The 17,141-nt window shown below is 65.6% G+C and carries 13 protein-coding genes and 1 pseudogene; 12 read left to right on the top strand and 2 right to left on the bottom strand.

Going from position 1 to position 17,141, the window contains the following annotated elements; genetic code table 11:
* Positions 1-9 precede the first annotated feature (9 nt).
* From AAFF27_16110 to AAFF27_16100, 3 genes and pseudogenes are all read left to right on the top strand, one after another.
* Positions 10-1,173 carry an ABC transporter substrate-binding protein gene (locus AAFF27_16110; protein ID XAH21539.1) on the top strand — a complete coding sequence of 388 codons (1,164 nt, stop codon included), beginning with the start codon at positions 10-12 and terminating at the stop codon, positions 1,171-1,173.
* Between the two features lie 79 nt (positions 1,174-1,252).
* Positions 1,253-1,569 (top strand): annotated as a pseudogene (locus AAFF27_16105) (lipid-transfer protein).
* A 46-nt stretch (positions 1,570-1,615) separates the two neighbouring features.
* A complete protein-coding gene (locus AAFF27_16100; GenBank protein ID XAH21538.1) occupies positions 1,616-4,381 on the top strand; it encodes a LuxR C-terminal-related transcriptional regulator in 2,766 nt (921 codons plus the stop codon).
* Between the two features lie 477 nt (positions 4,382-4,858).
* Here AAFF27_16100 and AAFF27_16095 read toward each other — a convergent pair whose 3' ends face one another.
* Positions 4,859-5,029, bottom strand: coding sequence for a hypothetical protein (locus AAFF27_16095; protein ID XAH21537.1), 171 nt, complete (start codon positions 5,027-5,029; stop codon positions 4,859-4,861).
* 270 nt (positions 5,030-5,299) lie between these two features.
* Here AAFF27_16095 and AAFF27_16090 point away from each other — a divergent pair, with 270 nt between their 5' ends.
* Together AAFF27_16090 and AAFF27_16085 are read left to right on the top strand one after the other, a co-directional pair.
* The gene (locus tag AAFF27_16090) at positions 5,300-6,922 is read left to right on the top strand and encodes a long-chain-fatty-acid--CoA ligase (protein ID XAH21536.1); all 1,623 of its coding nucleotides are present in this window, start codon (positions 5,300-5,302) and stop codon (positions 6,920-6,922) included.
* Between the two features lie 10 nt (positions 6,923-6,932).
* Positions 6,933-8,066 (top strand): acyl-CoA dehydrogenase family protein, encoded by a 1,134-nt coding sequence (locus tag AAFF27_16085; GenBank protein XAH21535.1) that lies wholly within the window; start codon positions 6,933-6,935, stop codon positions 8,064-8,066.
* Positions 8,067-8,085: 19 nt separating this feature from the next.
* Here the strand turns inward: AAFF27_16085 and AAFF27_16080 are convergent, their stop codons facing one another.
* The gene (locus tag AAFF27_16080; protein XAH21534.1) at positions 8,086-8,679 is read right to left on the bottom strand and encodes a TetR/AcrR family transcriptional regulator; all 594 of its coding nucleotides are present in this window, start codon (positions 8,677-8,679) and stop codon (positions 8,086-8,088) included.
* A gap of 165 nt (positions 8,680-8,844) precedes the next feature.
* On the opposite strand from AAFF27_16080, the gene AAFF27_16075 reads away from it, so the two are divergent.
* From AAFF27_16075 to AAFF27_16045, 7 genes are read left to right on the top strand one after another with little or no spacing between them, the layout of a single operon-like run.
* Entirely contained in the window at positions 8,845-10,005 is a 1,161-nt protein-coding gene (locus AAFF27_16075; protein XAH21533.1) for an acyl-CoA dehydrogenase family protein, read from the top strand.
* Between the two features lie 55 nt (positions 10,006-10,060).
* The gene (locus AAFF27_16070; GenBank protein ID XAH21532.1) at positions 10,061-10,561 is read left to right on the top strand and encodes a hypothetical protein; all 501 of its coding nucleotides are present in this window, start codon (positions 10,061-10,063) and stop codon (positions 10,559-10,561) included.
* 50 nt (positions 10,562-10,611) lie between these two features.
* Entirely contained in the window at positions 10,612-11,421 is an 810-nt protein-coding gene (locus tag AAFF27_16065; protein XAH21531.1) for an enoyl-CoA hydratase-related protein, read from the top strand.
* A 40-nt stretch (positions 11,422-11,461) separates the two neighbouring features.
* Positions 11,462-12,670: an acetyl-CoA C-acetyltransferase gene (locus AAFF27_16060; protein XAH21530.1), complete on the top strand. Its 1,209-nt coding sequence runs from the start codon at positions 11,462-11,464 to the stop codon at positions 12,668-12,670.
* A gap of 34 nt (positions 12,671-12,704) precedes the next feature.
* Positions 12,705-14,831, top strand: a complete 2,127-nt coding sequence (locus AAFF27_16055) for a 3-hydroxyacyl-CoA dehydrogenase NAD-binding domain-containing protein (GenBank protein ID XAH21529.1) — start codon at positions 12,705-12,707, stop codon at positions 14,829-14,831.
* Between the two features lies 1 nt (position 14,832).
* A complete protein-coding gene (locus tag AAFF27_16050) occupies positions 14,833-16,005 on the top strand; it encodes a CaiB/BaiF CoA-transferase family protein (GenBank protein XAH21528.1) in 1,173 nt (390 codons plus the stop codon).
* Between the two features lie 55 nt (positions 16,006-16,060).
* A complete protein-coding gene (locus AAFF27_16045; GenBank protein XAH21527.1) occupies positions 16,061-16,489 on the top strand; it encodes a DUF2889 domain-containing protein in 429 nt (142 codons plus the stop codon).
* Positions 16,490-17,141 lie beyond the last annotated feature (652 nt).

Here is a 17,141-nt window from a genome sequence, read left to right as displayed (position 1 = left end):
GAGACCCGCATGACATCCAAGACGACCACCATCGCCGCCCTCTGCCTGGCCTGCACCGGATGGACGCTCCCCGCGCTCGCGCAGCAGCAAGGTGTAACCGACACCGAGATCGTGGTCGGCGACATCCTGCCGCTGACCGGGCCACCTGCGCTGTTGGGCGTGGCGCACAACATCGGCGTGAAGCTCGCCGTGGCCGAGGCCAATTCCGCCGGCGGCATCAACGGTCGCAAGCTGCGGCTGATCTCCGAAGACGACGGCTACGTGGTCTCACGCACCATCCAGGGCGTGCGCAAGCTGGTGACGGTCGACAAGGTGTTCGCGCTGACCTCGCTGTCGGGCAGCGCGCAAGGCCAGGCCGCGCTGCCGCTGGTCAAAGAGCTGGGCGTGCCGGTCATCAGCACCATCAGCTTCTCGGACGACTTGCACACGCCGGTGGTCAAGAACGTGTTCGTATTTGGCACCAAGCATGCGCTAGTGGCCGAGCAACTGACCGAGGCGCTGGCCTCCCGCTACCCGGGAAAGAAGTGGGCGGCGGTGACGCAGGACGACGAGTACGGTGACCTGTCGCGTCAGGGCTTTGAGGCAGCGCAGAAGGCGAAGAAGCTCAATGTCGTCTCGACCGCGGTCTACAAGAAGGGCCAGGTCGACTTCTCGTCCGAGATACTGCGGGCCAAGGGGGCGGGCGCCGAGGTGCTGTATGCCGGCGGCGTGATCGGCGAGAACGTCGCCATGGCCAAGGAACTGGAGCGCCTAGGCCTGAAGATTCCGGTGGGCATCTCGTACGTGTCGCGTGTGCCAGTCGCGCTCAAGCTGATGGGTACAGCGGGCGACAACGTCTACGTGCTCGACTACGTGGTGGCGGAGGAGAGTGACAAGGGCAAGGCCTTCCTGGCAAAGGCCAAGGCGTTGCTGAGTCCGGACGACTTCGCCAAGGTGAACCGTTTCACCTTCACTGGCTACGCAGGCGCCAAGACCATGTTCGAGGCCTTCAACCGCTGCGGCAAGGCATTGACCTGGGCTTGCACCGTGACGCAGCTCGACGGGCTTAAGGAGTACGACACCGGTGTGATGTCATCGCCGGTGTCCTTCAGCCCGAGCGCTCATCTCTCCCTGCAGAAGCTGGTGCTGCTGAAGGCGAACCCCGGCACGCTGTCCTTCAAACCTGTCGATTGACGCCGACGACGTGCCGTGTGCACGGTTCGTCGACGCCAGGCTGTCTTCATTTGGAACTCGAAGACGGGACTGCATGCATGTGGAGCTGCACGATTGCTTCACCGCCAGCGAACTCATCACCCACGAGGCGCCGGGTTTCACGCCCGAAGGCAGTGCGGAGCAGTTCATCGCCGATGGCGACAGCACCTGCGGCGGTGAAGTCGTGACCAACCCGTCGGGCGGCCTGCTTTCCAGGGGGCTTCGTTGAGTGCGACCGGGCTGGCACAGTGCGCTGGATTGGTGGGGCAACTACGCGGGCAGGCCGGAGTGCGGCAGGTCGAGGGCGCCCGCCGGGCGCTGCAGCACAACCTCGGGCTGAGCGGCACCTGCGTGGTGACGCTGTGCGCGCGAACTTAGGGATGACCCAGTGCCAATTTCCGAAGGCCACGCGTAAGCTCGCGGTATGGTCGAGCCGATCCCCTTTCCAGCATTCGCACCGCTGATATTGCGGCGTGACGCCGGCCCGGCGTCGTTGCTTGCTTCCAAGCTCAGCGCACCGCAGTCGACGCCCTTCGAGGTGGCTCGCACCGAGGTTTGCGAGGCAATCTTCAACGCGGGAACGGCCAAGCTCGTGCTGCTGCGCGCGCCTGCCGGCTTTGGCAAGACCACGGTCATGCGCCAGGTGCGGCACCGTCTTGACGAGACCGGCCTGCCCACTGCATGGCTCACGCTCGACCGCACCGACAACGACGTGGGCCGTTTCCTCGCCGTGTTGGCCGCGGCGCTCGATCCGCTGATCCCCGGCCTGGCCCGGGCCGCGTCCGCGCAGGTCGGGGCCGGGCCGGACGACGTGGCCTTCGCGCTCATTGACCGCGTGGCCGCGCATCCGGTGCCGTTCGCGCTGTTCCTCGACGACTTCGAGGTGCTGCAGAGCCCGGCAGTGGTCGGGCTTGTCAACGGGCTGATCGACCAGTTGCCGCGCGGAGTGCAGGTCGTGGTCGGTTCGCGCGGCGTGCCCGAGCTCAGCCTGGGCCGCCTACGTGCGCGTGGCTGGTTGCTGGAGGTGCAGCCCTCGCAGCTACGCTTTTCGGTGGTCGAAGCCGACAGGTTCCTGCGCCAGCGCCGAGGGCTGGTGCTGGCGCCGGAAGACGTGGTGCGTCTGCATCGCAGCACCGACGGCTGGGCGGCGGCGCTGTGGCTGGCGTCGGTGTCGCTCGAACATCGCGAGCAGCCCGGGCGATTCATCGCCGGCTTCTCGGGCTCGAACGCGGCGGTGGTCGAGTACCTGGTGGAAGACGTGCTGTCGCGGCAGACCGAAGACGTGCGCGGCTTCCTGCTGCGCACCAGCATCCTGGGCGACCTGAACGCCTCGCTGTGCGACGCGATCTGCGCCCGTACCGACAGCGCTGCGATGCTGCACGCCCTCGACGAGGCCAACCTGTTTCTGATCCCATTGCAGCCCGACGGCGATGGCTACCGCTACCATGCGATGTTCTCCGAGTTCCTGCGGGCCGAATTGTTGCGCCAGCATTCGCAGGAAGTACCCGGACTGCACCGTGCTGCCTCGCAGTGGTTCCTCGGCCAGGGGCGTCCGGTCCCGGCAATCGAGCATGCGCTGGCTGCGCAAGACCTGTCGCTCGCGATGCCGCTGCTTACAACGCATGCGCAGGGCCTGCTCCACCAGGGACGTGTGCGGCTGCTGTCGCGCTGGCTCGACCCGCTGCTCGAACGCGGCCAGCTCGATGCCCATCCGGTGCTGCGGGTGGTACATGCCTGGGCCGTGTGCTTTGCGCGCGGGCCTCGGGCGGCCACAGCGCTGCTCGACGGGCTCGAGGCACATGCCGACCCGTCCGTAGAGGTTCGGGCGCACCGCGACGCCATGCGCCCGTTGTTCATGGTGTTGACCGATCGCACCGACGAGGCGATCCCCCTCGCCACAGCGCTGCTCGACGGGCTTCCGCAGAGCGTAGCGTTCATCCGCGGCTTCCTACAGGTCATCCTGGCCAACCTGGCGATGATCGCCGGGCGCTATCACGAAGCTCTGCGCTTTGCCGACGCCGTGCGCAGTCATCAGGCTGAGCACAGCAGCAGCTTCAATTTCACGCTGTCGGACGCCGTCGAAGGCGCAGTGGACCTGACGCAAGGCCGCCTGCGCAAGGCGATACCCCGGCTGCGGCTGGCGGTGAGCGCGGGCACGGTCGACGCATCGCGTGCCACCAACGGCAACGCCATGGCTGGCGTGCTGCTGGCCGAGGCGCTGTACGAGGCCGACCAGTGCGCGCAGGCCGAGCGCCTGCTCGCCGTCTACATTCCGCTGATCCGGCGCGTCGGCATTCCGGATCAGCTCATCATCGCGCACGTCGTCATGGCCCGCATCGCCCATGGGCGGGGTGATGGCGATCGGGCACAGCAGTTGCTAACTGAGCTCGAACACATCGGCCATCGCGACAGCCTGCCCCGGGTGGTGGCGTCGGCAAGACTGGAACGCGTGCGCATGCTGGTGGTCGAAGACCGGCTCGCGCGGGCGCGCACAGAGCTCGACCGCTGCGGCGACAAGTTGCTCTGGGCGCGCGTCTCGCAGCTTTCGCTGCGCGCCAACGAGGTCGAAACCCACGACTTGGCTGTGGCGCGCTGGTCAGTCCAGAGCGGGCATGCAGTTGATGTGGTGCACAGCCTGCGCAGTGAACTCGACGCGGCCGAACGAGCGCAGCGAGAGCGCCGCGCGCTGACCTTGCGGCTGCTGCTGGCGCAGGCGCTCTATCGCGACGAACAGCGCAACAAGGCGATGCGCATGCTGGCCAAGGCGGTGCGCTTCGCGGCTGCGGAAGGCTATGTGCGCGCCTTTCTCGATGAGGGACGCCTGCTGCTTGCGATTCTGCGCGAACTGCGTGCCGTGCCGACGGTGCTGCTGGAGGATGGCGGCGACGCGGCGATCGCCTTCGTCGACCGGTTACTGCGCGATGCCGAGCCTGGCGGTACGGAGCCCGCGGCCGGCGCACCGCCGCGGCAGGCCGCGATCGCGGCCGGCGCCAGCGAACTGCTGACGCGCAAAGAAGTCCAGGTGCTCGGGTTGGTGGCCGAGGGACTGTCCAACGACGAGATGGCTGAACGCCTGTTCGTCGCTGAGACGACGGTGCGCACCCATCTGCGCAACATCAATGTCAAGCTAGACGCGCGCAACCGCATGGAAGCCATCGCGGTCGCGCGCCGCTGCGGCGTACTGGTCTGAGAGGCAATGGACGCCGGCCGGTGTGCGCGATCTGGTCGGATGCGCCGATATCGCCCTGGCCGGGCGTGTGGACACCGCGGCTGTAGATCACCTGCACAGTGCAGCGCGACGCTGGAGAGCTCCGCATACTCGCCTTTCATCCTCCGCTGCGTGACATCGCGTTCGTCCTGCAGGAACTACTGGCGCTACGCGGACGCGGGCTGGCCCACGCATGGGTTGCATGGAGGGACTGGGCGGCCACGGCGCGCCGGCGATCGTGCAGATGGTGGTGTTCGAACTCTTCAATGGCGCCAACACGGCCTGGTCGATGATTCCGGGCGCGGTGCCTACGGGCTGCTGATCGCGCACAGGTCTGCCGAACAGCAGGACCGCAACTTCAGGCGCATATTCTCCGGCGAATGGACTGCGACCATGGCCGCAATGCGGCAGCGACCTGAGCCTGATCCCACGCGCGCCGATCAGGCCGGTAATGGCAATTTACGCATCCACGGTGCCAAGCTGTTTCATCACCGGTGGCGACCATGGCGTGGGCGCCGAGTATCGGATCGGGCCGTCGGCAAAGCCGCCCCATACCCATTTGATCGCAAAGGCATCGGCGGTGCCGCATTCGCTCAAGGACTCGATCTTCACGCCGCGTCGAAAACGCATGCATGAATTTCGAGAATCGCATGACCTCGCTGTGTCCGTCGTAACTGTGCTGATAGTCGACTCGACATAGCGGCCGTCTTTGCTGAAGTAGGCAGGCTGCCAAGCAGCGCGGCGTTGCCGCTGCTCCAAGCTTGCGCTACGCGGCCAGGAAGCAGGGTTGGCCGTAGGGGATGATTTTCGGGGTCTGCATGAGCTTGTCTGCATCTTGAGTTGAGGTCGTCGACGCGACCCGTCGATTTTTGTGAGTCTGGACTTCAGCGATGTCGTCGGATGCGACGATATGCCGGGACATTTGCGCGCCGACACTGCACTCTGGCAATGAAAAGAGAGAGCACCATGCATTTGACACAGGCTCTGCACAAAGCACGCCGCGAACATCCCGGCCGCACCGCCATGGTGTGCGCACAGCGTCGCACCAGCTATGTTGAACTCGCTGACCGCGTCGAACGGCTGGCCGGTGCGCTGCGATCACTTGGCGTGCAGCCGGGTGACCGGGTCGCTTTTCTGGGCCTCAATAGCGATTTCGCCCTTGAAGTCTGTTACGCGAGTTGGTGGGCGGGTGCCGTGCTCGCGCCCGTCAATTTCCGATGGAGCATCGAGGAGATGGCCTTCTCCCTGATTGACTGCGGCGCGCGCGTGCTTGTCGTCGATGAGCTGTTCGCACCCATGGTCGAGCCGCTCCGGGCCCGCGTTCCGACTCTCGAGACCGTGATCAGTGTCGGCGACGCGCAGGCGTCTAATGGTGAAATTTCCTATGAGGCCTTGATCGCCAGCGCCTCGCGCGTCGCCGATGCGTATCGCCGTGGCGACGATGGCGCCGTCCTTTTGTACACGGGCGGTACCACCGGCCGCTCGAAGGGCGTACTGCTCTCGCACGGCGGCCTCTACGCGACCACGCTGGCGTCGATCTCTATCGGCCAACGGGCGCCTGGCATCGTCTGCCTGCATGCCTTGCCGATGTTTCATGTGGGCGGACTGGTGGTGATGCTGCAGGCGATGGTGGCGCAGGACACGCAGGTGATGCTGCCGGCGTTCGATCCTGCCGCCTACCTGGATCTGATCGAGCGCGAACGCGTGGTTGAGTCTGCGCTGGTGCCGACGATGATCCGCCGGCTCATCGACTACCCAGCGCTTGCGGGCCGCGCGCTCGACAGCCTGGAGCGCCTTTATTACGGCGCATCGCCGATCGACGCAACGCTGCTGGAGCAGACCATTGCGCGGCTCCCGCATGTGGCGCTGACCCAGTTCTACGGGATGACAGAAACCTCGGGCATCGCGGTCGCGCTGCCGGCCTGGTGCCATAGCGACGAAAGCCGTGCCAAGGGTCGCCATCTGGCCGCCGGACTGCCCACTGCCAGCATGGAAGTGCGCATCGCGACGTCGGAGGGCAAAGAATGCGCCCGCGGCGAAATCGGCGAGATCTGGCTGCGCGGCCCAGGCGTGATGCTGCGCTACTGGAACCTGCCCGAGGCCACCGCGCAGGCCGTGCAGGATGGTTGGATGCGTACCGGCGACGCAGGCCGTATCGATGGCGATGGCCTGCTCTATATCGTCGATCGCCTCAAGGACATGATCGTCACTGGCGGCGAAAACGTCTACTCCGTCGAGGTGGAGAACGCTGTGCTCTCACTGCCCGGCGTGGCGCAATGCGCAGTGCTGGGAGTGCCCGACAACGATTGGGGCGAGCGGGTGCATGCCGTGCTGGTGCTGCAGCCGGGCGCGGCGGTCGACGCCGCAGCAGTCATGGCGCACTGCAAGCAATTGATTGCTGGATACAAGTGCCCGCGCAGTATCGAGTTTCGTACGGAACTCCCGGTCTCGGGCGCGGGAAAGTTGCTCAAGTACAAGCTGCGCGAGGCCTATTGGACAGGTCGCGAGCGCCAGGTCGCATGAAGAAGACACCATGAAACGCCAGATCTATACCCCCGAGCACGAACTCTTCCGCGACAACGTGCGCCGTTTCTTGCGGCGTGAAGTGGCACCCCATATCGAGCGTTGGGAGGCCCGCGGCGGCTTCGAGCACGGTCTGTTCGCGACCGCGGGCGAGGCCGGCCTGTTGTGCCCCACGGTGCCGGAGGCCTTTGGCGGGCCGGGCGCCGACCTGCTCTATTCCGCGATCGTGCTGGAGGAGGCGGCACCGTACAGTAACTTCGGCCTGTCGCTCACTATGCATTCGGAGATCGTCACCAACTACCTGCTGCATTTCGGCAGCGAGCAGTTGAAGACACGCTACCTGCCAAGGATGGTGAGTGGCTTGGCGGTCGGCGCGCTGGCCATGACCGAGCCCGGCGCCGGTTCCGACGTGAAGGCCGTACGGACGACCGCCGTGCGCCAGGGCGATCACTATCTGCTCTCGGGCGCCAAAACGTTCATCTCCAACGGCACCGTGTGCGATTTGGTCATCGTCGTCGCCAAGACCGATCCCGCAGCCGGTGCCAAAGGTGTGAGTCTGCTGGTGGTCGAAGCAGGCCTGCCGGGCTTCACCAAGGGCCAGCCGCTCCAGAAGATGGGCTTGAAGTCGCAAGACACCGGCGAGCTATTTTTCGACCGCGTGCGGGTGCCGGTCGAAAATCTGCTGGGCGAAGAGAACATGGGTTTCTCTTACCTGATGAAGGAACTGCCCTGGGAGCGCCTGCAGATCGCGATCTCGGCGGTGGCGGCCGCCGAATCGGCCTATCGTCTGACGGTGGCCTACGTGCGCGAGCGTCGCGCGTTTGGCCAGACCGTGATGGATTTTCAGAACACCCGCTTCGTGCTGGCCGAACTCAAGACCGAGATTGCGCTTGGTCAGACTTTTGTCGACCGCTGCATCGAGCGCCTGCTGCAGGGCGACCTCGACGCGCAGGCTGCCTCGATGGCCAAGTACTGGTGCAGCGACATGCAGGGCCGAGTGGTCGACGCCTGCGTGCAACTGCACGGCGGCTATGGTTTCATGGCCGAGTACCCGATCGCCCGGGCCTATGTGGACGCGCGCGCACAACGCATCTACGGCGGCACCAACGAGATCATGAAGGAGTTGATCGGTCGCGACCTGTAACGGTCGGCCTTGTGGCGAATCAGGCCTTCTCTGCGAGAAAGCCTGTGAGGAACAGTCTGGATATCCGCTCGCACAGTTCCTGCGGCTTGATGGTGCCGCCGGGCTTGTACCAGGTGTCGGTCCAGTTGAGCATGCCGACCAGCAGCATTGTGTAGGGCTTGTAGGCGTCTTCCTGGAGTTTCGGATTCAGTTCCCGCAGCATGCCAGCCACCAGTTCCGTGACCCGCGTTTCCAGCTGCAGCAAGGGAGTCTGCAGATTCTTCGGCAGAAATTTGAGGTCGTTCATCGCGCTCAGGTGGCGGCGGCGCGACTGCACCGATTTCTGGGCATAGGCCTGTACGAAGCTGCCGAAGCGCTGCGCAGCAGTGCCAGGTTGTGCAGCGATCTCCTCGATGCTGGCAATCAGATTCTCCAGGTGCTCTTCGAGCATTGCGAAGAGCAGGTCGTCCTTGGCCGGGAAGTAGTGGTAGAGCATCGACTTCGACGCACCGCACGCCTTGGCGATGTCTTGCATCTTGGCGTTGGGATAGCCCACCTTCGCGAACAGGCTGGCGGCGCTGTCGAGAATGGACTGAGTCTTCGCATCGTAGTCATCGGCGCGAACGCGTGGCATGTACTTTTCTCACTGAGGTCGTCGGGGCCTGCTGTGGGCAGGTGCAAGGCGGCAGATGGTAACCGCTGCAAATCCCTGCGGTCACATCCACCATCGATCGCCAGAAATATTTTATAGCCCGACGCGTCGGTCTATAATAATTTCACCGAACCGAAGGACGCATCCATGAATGAATTCGAATTCAACGAACCCGATCTGCTCGATGAAGACATGCGGATGGTGCGCGCGCAGGTGCGTCGCTATGTGGAAGAAGTGATCCTGCCGCAGGCCGACGCCTGGGAGCAGGCCGGCGAGATCCCTCGCAAGGCCTTCCGCGACTTCGGCGAGCTGGGCTTCCTGGGCATGCGCCACCCGGTGGAGTACGGTGGCGGTGGTTTGGGTGCGATGAGCTCGGTGATCCTGGGCGAAGAGCTCTCGCGCTGCACTTTCGGCGGCGTGGCCACTGCGTTCACCGTGCACAGCGACATGTCTATCGGCCACATCGCCCACCGCGGCACGCACGAACAAAAGCAGCGCTACCTGCCACCCGCCTGTGCGGGCGAAAAGATTGGCGCTGTCTGCGTGACCGAGGCACATGCGGGATCCGACGTGGCGGGCATCAAGACGCGGGCCGTGCGCACAGCCGATGGTTGGCTGATCAACGGGTCCAAGACCTACATCACCAACGGCGTCTACGGCGACATCTACATCATCGCGGCCCGCACCGACCCTTCCGCAAAAGGCAGTCGCGGCATCTCGCTGTTCATCGTCGAGAAGGGCAACCAGGGATTGAAGGTCGCGCGCAAGTTCGACAAGCACGGCTGGCGTGCTTCCGACACGGCCGAGTTGTTTCTCGACGACCTGAAGGTCCCTGAGGACGCGCTGCTGGGCGAGGAGGGAAAGGGCTTCTACTACATCATGAGCACCTTCCAGAACGAACGCCTGGTGGCCGGCGCGATGAGCGTGGGCCAGATGGTCAAAGGCATTGAACTGACGCTCGATTACGTCAAGCAGCGGCAGGCCTTCGGCAAGTCGCTGTGGGAACAGCCGGTGGTGCGCAACAAGCTGGCATGGATGGCCTCAAAGACCTTCGCTTGCCGCACCATGGTCTATTCCTGCGCGCAGATGATCGATGAGGGCAAGGACGTCGTTCGCGAGGTCTCGATGGTCAAGGCCTTCGTATGCGAAAGCCTACAGGAGGTGCTGCATGGCTGCCTGCAGCTTCATGGCGGAACGGGCTACATCACGGGCACGCCGATCGAGCGCATGGTGCGCGATGCGCGCATTCTGACCATCGGCGGCGGTGCCACCGAGGTGATGCTCGAGGAAGCGGCCAAGCGCATGTGAGTCCCATCGGCTTGCTCGACTGCCGAACGACCGCCACTCAGGCAGGAGTTGATTCATGGCCCGCTATCCGCTGCAGGGCGACAGCCTGCTCGTCGAAGTCACTGAAGGCATCGGCACCGTCACACTCAATCGGCCAGGCCGGCACAACGCGCTCTCGCGCGGGTTGCGCGCCAACCCATCGAAAGTACTCCCGGCGCTGCAGGACGACGAGATCGGCGTCGTCATCCTCACGGCGGCGTGCGCGCGCTACCTGAGCTTCACCGGCAACTGTCTGGATGCCGACGCGGCCAAGGCGTGGGGCCTGGTGCTCGACGTGGTCGCTCCGGGGGAGCTCATGCTGGTCTGCCACCGGATCGCGCAGGGCATCCTGGGATGCGACTCGGCGACCGTTCGCGATTTGAAACGCGCGATCGACTGCGGCCTGCATGGAACGCTGGACGAAGGTCTTGCGATGGAAGGTGAGTTGGCGCGGGTTTGCTTCTCGCGCTTCGACGCTAGCGGCTTCGGTGAACGCCGTGCCACGGCGATGCGTCGCGGCAAGGATCAGGCCGCTTGAAGGATTCGTCGGATGCGACGATACCTGCTGCAAGCGCCAGAGCCACAGTCATGGCCATGACAGAAACTTTGCATCTAACACCCACGCCCGCATCCAAGGCTGGCATCGCGCTGCAACGGGATGGCAACGTCGCAACCCTGCTGCTGGACCTGGCGCAGCCGAAGAACAGCTTTCGCGCACCCGATGTCGAACGCCTCGGCGCGTTGCTCGACGAGGTGGTGCAGTCCGGGGCGCGCTGCCTGGTGATCCGCGGCGCAGGCGGCGTCTTTTCAGCTGGCTGGGATATCGGCTCCATCGATCCGGCCAGCGACGACCCGATGGCGATGATCGCGAGCGTCGTCGGCCCCCTCTGTCGCAAACTGCGCGAACTGCCGGTGCCGACCATCGCCGCGGTGGCCGGCCCGGCGCTCGGCTTCGGGCTGGGCCTGGCGCTGTGTTGCGACCTTTGCCTGGCCGACGAGGATGCGCTCTTCGGCAGCCCGTTTCGCCAGATCGGCATGGTGCCGGACACCGGTGCCCACTACTTTTTGCTGGACCGTCTGAGCTATCCGATGGCCGCGGAACTGATCTACACAGGCCGCATGGTCGGCGGCGAGGAGGCGGCTCGCCTGGGGCTCATCAATCGCGCGGTCGCCAAGGGCAATGTCGTTACTGAAGCGCATGCGCTCGCACAGAGCATCGCCAGCGGGCCGACCGAGGCGTTCCGACTGTCCAAAGAGATCTTGCTGAGGGGCGGCGATTTCGAGGAGATGGTCGCTCATGAAGGACGCCAGCTTCGCAAGGTGTTCGCGACCGCGGACCTGCATGAAGGCATCGCCGCCTTCCAGCAGCGCCGCAAGCCCCATTTCACTGGCGCCTGATGGCGCCGCATCGCATTTTTAATCCAAAGGCAAATTCCAGATGACAGAAGCCTACATCCTCGACGCCGTGCGCACGCCACGCGGGCGCGGTCGCGCAAGCGGCAGCCTGCACGAAGTGGCGCCCGTGCGCCTCGCGGCCGGCGTGCTGCAGGCGCTGCGCGACCGCAACGGACTCGACACTTCCAAAGTCAACGACGTGATCCTCGGCTGCGCCGGGCCAGTAATGGAGCAGGCGGCCGACATCGGCAAGGCAGCGGTGTTCGCGGCCGGCTACGACGAGGCCGTGCCGGGCATCCAGATCAACCGCTTCTGCGGCTCGGGCTTGGAAGCCTGCAATTTTGCGTCTGCGCTGGTCAAGGCCGGGCAGGCAGAGCTGGCGATCGGCGGCGGCGTTGAGAGCATGTCGCGCGTGCCGATGGCGGCCGCCGGCGGTCCATGGATCACCGACCCGCAGATCACCATCGCGAATCGCATTGTCCCGCAGGGTGTGTCGGCCGACCTGATCGCCACGCTTTACGGCTACAGCCGCGAGGACGTCGACCGCTATGCGGTCGAGAGCCAGCGGCGCGCTGCCGCCGCCTGGGCCGAGGGCCATTTCGCGAAGTCGGTCGCGCCGGTGCGCGACATCAACGGCGTGGTGATCCTGGGCCATGACGAGCATGTGCGGGGCGACACCACGTTGGCGTCGCTCGCCCAGCTCGAACCGTCTTTTGGCACTCTGGGCGAGAAGATGGGCTTCGATGCAATGGCGCTGCAACGCTATCCGCAGCTCGGCGGTATCGCGCACGTGCACCATGCCGGCAATTCATCGGGCGTGGTGGACGGCGCCTCCGCTGTGCTGATCGGCACAAAGGAGGGCGCCGCGCAGCAGGGCCTACGACCGCGAGCGCGGGTGCTGTCTTTCGGTACCGTCGGCTCCGAGCCGACCATCATGCTGACCGGCCCGGCGCCTGCGGCCGAGGCGGCGCTCAAGCGCGCCGGCATGTCCGCCAAGGACATCGACCTGTTCGAGTGCAACGAGGCCTTCGCGGCTGTGGTGCTGCGCTTCATGGAAGCACTCGACGTGCCGCACGGCAAGGTGAACGTGAACGGCGGCGCCATCGCCATGGGACACCCACTGGGCGCGAGCGGCGGCATGCTGCTGGCCACCCTGCTCTACGAACTCGAGCGGCGCGACTTGTCGACCGGTTTGGTCACGATGTGTGTCGGCGGCGGCATGGGTTCGGTGATGGTCATCGAGCGTGTCTGATGAGCGTGCACCTCATCTGTAGGAAAGAAATTCAATGATTGATTACCAGACTGACGCCGACGGCATCGCCACGCTCGCGTGGAACGTGGCCGACCGTCCCATGAACGTGTTGAACCTTGCGTCCATCGCCGCCTTCGACGAGGCGGTCCGCAGGGCCATCGCCGACCCGCAGGTCAAGGGCGCGATCGTCACCTCGTCGCGCCCCGAGTTCGTGGCCGGCGGCGACCTCGACCTGATCCGCGGTATCCGCACTGCGGAGGAGTCGATGGCGAGCTCCGGCCCGTTCAGCCGCACGCTGCGCCTGCTGGAGACTTCCGGCAAGCCCTTCGTGGCGGCCATCAACGGCACCGCGCTGGGCGGCGGCCTCGAAATCTGCCTGGCCTGCCATCGCCGCATTGCAGTGGACGATCCGAGGGTTCAGCTCGGCGTGCCCGAGGTGACGCTGGGCCTGCTGCCCGCGGCCGGTGGCACGCAGCGCCTGCCGCGCATGATCGGCATCAAGGCTGCGTTGCCCTATCTGCTGGAAGGCCGCAAGGTCGCCCCCGCGCAGGCGCTGGCGGCGGGCATCGTCGACGAGGTGGTGCCTGCGGCGCAACTGCTCTCGCGTGCGAAGGCGTGGCTGTTGGCTGACGGCCCGTCGGCCGTCGTCAAGCCCTGGGATGCCAAGAACTTCAGGTTTCCGGGCGGCACGCCGCAGGAGCCCGGCGCTGCGCAGATCTTCTTCGGCGTCGCCGCCCATTTGCTGGGCAAGACCCAGGCGCTGTATCCGGCGCCCGAGGCGATCCTGGCCTGCGTTTACGACGGTTGCCAGATCGACATCGACAACGGTCTGAAGATCGAGCAGCGCCAGTTCGCGCGGCTTGCGACTTCTGCGCAGACCAAGAACATGATCCGCACGCTCTTCTATTCGATGGGTGATGCGAACCGGCTGGCCGACCGGCCCAAGGACGCGCCGACCCGCAAGTTCACGAAGGTGGGGGTGCTGGGTGCTGGGATGATGGGCGCAGGGCTGGCCCACGTGAGCGCGCAGGCCGGGCTGCAGGTCGTGCTGCTCGACACCACGCTGGAGGCGGCCGACAAGGGCAAGGCCTACGGCGCGAAGCTGCTCGACGCGCTGGTGGCGAAGGACCGCCTGTCAGCCGAGCGTCGCGACCAGGTGCTGGCCCTGGTCACGCCGACCACCGACTATGCCGCGCTGGCCGACTGCGAGATCGTCATCGAGGCGGTCTTCGAGAGCCGCGAGGTGAAGGCCGAAGTCACCCGCCGTGCCGAGGCGGCGATGGACCCCGACGCGATCTTCGCGTCGAACACCTCCACGCTGCCGATCACAGGGTTGGCCGAGGTGTCGGTGCGGCCCGGTCTCTTCGTCGGGCTGCATTTCTTCTCGCCGGTCGAGAAGATGCCGCTGGTCGAGGTGATTCGCGGCCGCAAGACCTCGGACGCAACCATCGGCCAGGCGATGGACTTCGTCAAGCGCATTCGAAAGACGCCGATCGTGGTGAACGACTGCCCGTCGTTCTATGCCAACCGCGCCTTCGCAATGCTGCCCTACGAGGCGATGACCATGCTGAGCGAAGGCGTCGAGCCGAACCTGATCGAGAACGCCGCGCGCCTGGCCGGCATGCCGATGCCGCCGCTGGCGCTGATCGACGAGGTCACTGTCGAGCTGCTCTACAAGGCGCTCAAGCAGTCGAAGCTGGACCTGGGCGACGCCTACCGCGAGCAGCCGCAGGATGCGGTCATGAAGGCCATGGTCGAGGATTTCGAGCGCATCGGGCGCAAGGCGGGAAAAGGCTTCTACGACTATCCCGCCGAAGGCAAGAAGCGCCTGTGGCCAGGCTTGGCTGAGCACTATCCACTGGCGAAGGAGCAGCCGACACTGGACACGGTGCGCAATCGTCTGATGTATTCGCAGTCGCTCGAGGCTGCGCGCTGCGTGTCCGAGGGCATCGTCAGCGTCAAGGATGCGGACGTCGGCTCGCTGCTCGGCTGGGGCTTCCCGGCGGTGCTCGGCGGTGCGATCAGCTACATCGACATGATCGGCGCGGCCCGCTTCGTCGAGGAGTGCGATGTGCTGGCCGAGACGCATGGCGAGCGCTTCGCGGTGCCGCCCTCGCTGCGCCAGATGGCGGCCGACAACCAGCGCTACCACGCTCTCTGATATGGCAGGCCCTCTTCTAGGTGTCACCGTCATCGAGCTGGCCGGCATCGGCCCCGGGCCTTTCGCCGGGATGATGCTGGCCGACATGGGCGCGCGGGTGATCCGCATCGACCGCATTCCCTCGCCGGGCGGCGGCAGCGCGCTTGAAGGCCTGATGCGCAACGACAGCGTCGTTGACCGCGGTCGCGAATCGATCGCGGTCAACATGAAGGACCCGCGTGGCATCGAGACGGTGCTTGCGCTGATCGAACGTGCGGACATTCTGATCGAAGGGTTTCGACCCGGTGTGACTGAGAAGCTGGGCCTTGGCCCCGAGGCCTGTCGTGTGCGCAACCCGAAGCTGGTCTACGGCCGCATGACCGGCTGGGGTCAGACGGGCCCGCTGGCGCATGCAGCCGGGCACGATTTGAACTACATCGCTCTGTCCGGTGCGGTGCATGCGATGGGTCCGCAAGATCGCCCGCCCGCGCCGCCTCTCAATCTGGTCGGCGATTACGGCGGCGGCGGCATGCTGCTTGCGCTGGGTGTGGTCGCAGCATTGGTGGAGGCGCGCACGTCGGGGCAGGGCCAGGTCGTCGATGCGGCCATGACAGACGGCGCTGCGGTGCTGATGGCGGCACAGTACGGCCTCATGGCCAAGGGCCATTGGGGCAATGCGCGCGAGAGCAATTTTCTTGACGGTGCCGCGCACTTCTACGGCAACTACGAATGTGCCGATGGCCGCTTCGTGTCGATTGGCTCGATCGAGCCGCAGTTCTATCGGCAACTGCTCGACAAGTGCGATATCACCGATGCGCAGTTCCTCCAGCAGTGGGAGCGCGGCGAGTGGCCCGCGCTGAAGGCCAAGCTGGCGGTGCTGTTCCGCACGCGTAGCCGGGATGCCTGGTGTGCGCTGCTCGAGGGCAGCGATGTCTGCTTTGCGCCGGTGCTGGCCATGAGCGAGGCGCCGCAGCATCCGCACAACCTCGCCCGCGGCACCTTCGTGGCGCCCGACGGTGTGGTACAGCCGGCGCCCGCGCCGCGCTTCGACCGCACGCCCAGTGAGCTGCCGCCGCCCGCACCGGTGATCGGGCGTGACAGTGTCGCGCTGTTGCGCTCGCTGGGAGTGGCGGATGGTGACATCGCAGCGATGCTCGTCACCGGCACCATCTACCGTGCCGACGGAGCCCTCTGAAATGCAGGTTTCGGCACAGGGTGATACCGTGCCCGGCGCATCAGGCCGACTCCCAGTGCACACGCTTCGCATCGTCCGCACAGGCTTTGCGCGCGACGACGGGCTGTTCGACATCAAGGGCAGGTTGACCGACACCAAACCCTTCGCGTTGGCGCTACCCGAGCGCTCAATCGATCGCGGCCAGTCGATCCGCCAGATGAAGGTACGCCTGACCATCGACCGCGACTTCGTCATTCGCGATGCAGAGGCGCAGACGCTGCAGGCGCCCTACGGGGTCTGTGGCGACATCGCCGGCAGCTACCGGCAACTCGTCGGCCTACGCATAGAGTCCGGCTTCACGCAGACCGTGAAGCGGCGGTCTCGGGGCGTGCTCGGCTGCTCGCACATGACCGAACTGCCGCCGCCGATGGCAACCACGGCCTCTCAGGTCCTCTGGGCGCCGTTCGATGGCTTCGGCGGTGCCGACGCACGGGGGAGCCTGTAGCGCGGCTCGCCCCTCGGGGGCTGCCACGCCCTGCGGCTCGACGGCGCGGTGGTTTCGCGGCACTTTCCGCCTCTTCTGCCTTCCGACGCCGTTGCATCCTTGAACCCTCGTGGCTCCGTACGAAAGAAACCGATTCCCCGACACAGCAAGGAGTCCCCATGCCCTTCCATCCTCCTTTCGCGGGCGCTTCAGTCCGCCCGTCATTGCCGCGAAAATATTCCGGATTTCAGGACTGGAACTGGTTGTCGCTTGTTCAGCCTGGCCCGAAGGCCCGGCGCGGCGTCTGGAGCGGGGGGCTCGGCGTGTCCAACGCCGGCGACGCACCGCCCGCCGCAGCGGCTACGGGCCGGCTACCACGCGGTTTCGGCCATGCCCTTGGTGGCGGCGCCGAGAAAGTCGCAGGAGGCCTGATGGGGCCATCGTGGCGGCGGCGCGGTCGAGCTTTTTCTACCTCTCATTCATTCCCACGTTGGGCATCGTTCCGGACATGGCAGCAGTTGGTTCCTGCCGCGCAGCCGGCCGTGCCCGCGCCATGACACCTCGATCGGCCACACGTTGACACAGCAATTGGACTACGAGCAGGACCGACAACGAGAACTTATCAACGGTCCCTGTTTTATCGAAGGTGTGCAGGCCTTCCTGCACAAGCGCA

The sequence above is a fragment of the Xylophilus sp. GW821-FHT01B05 genome, from assembly GCA_038961845.1.
GTDB lineage: Bacteria > Pseudomonadota > Gammaproteobacteria > Burkholderiales > Burkholderiaceae_C > Xylophilus.
This window is presented reverse-complemented; position numbering and strand designations above follow the sequence as displayed.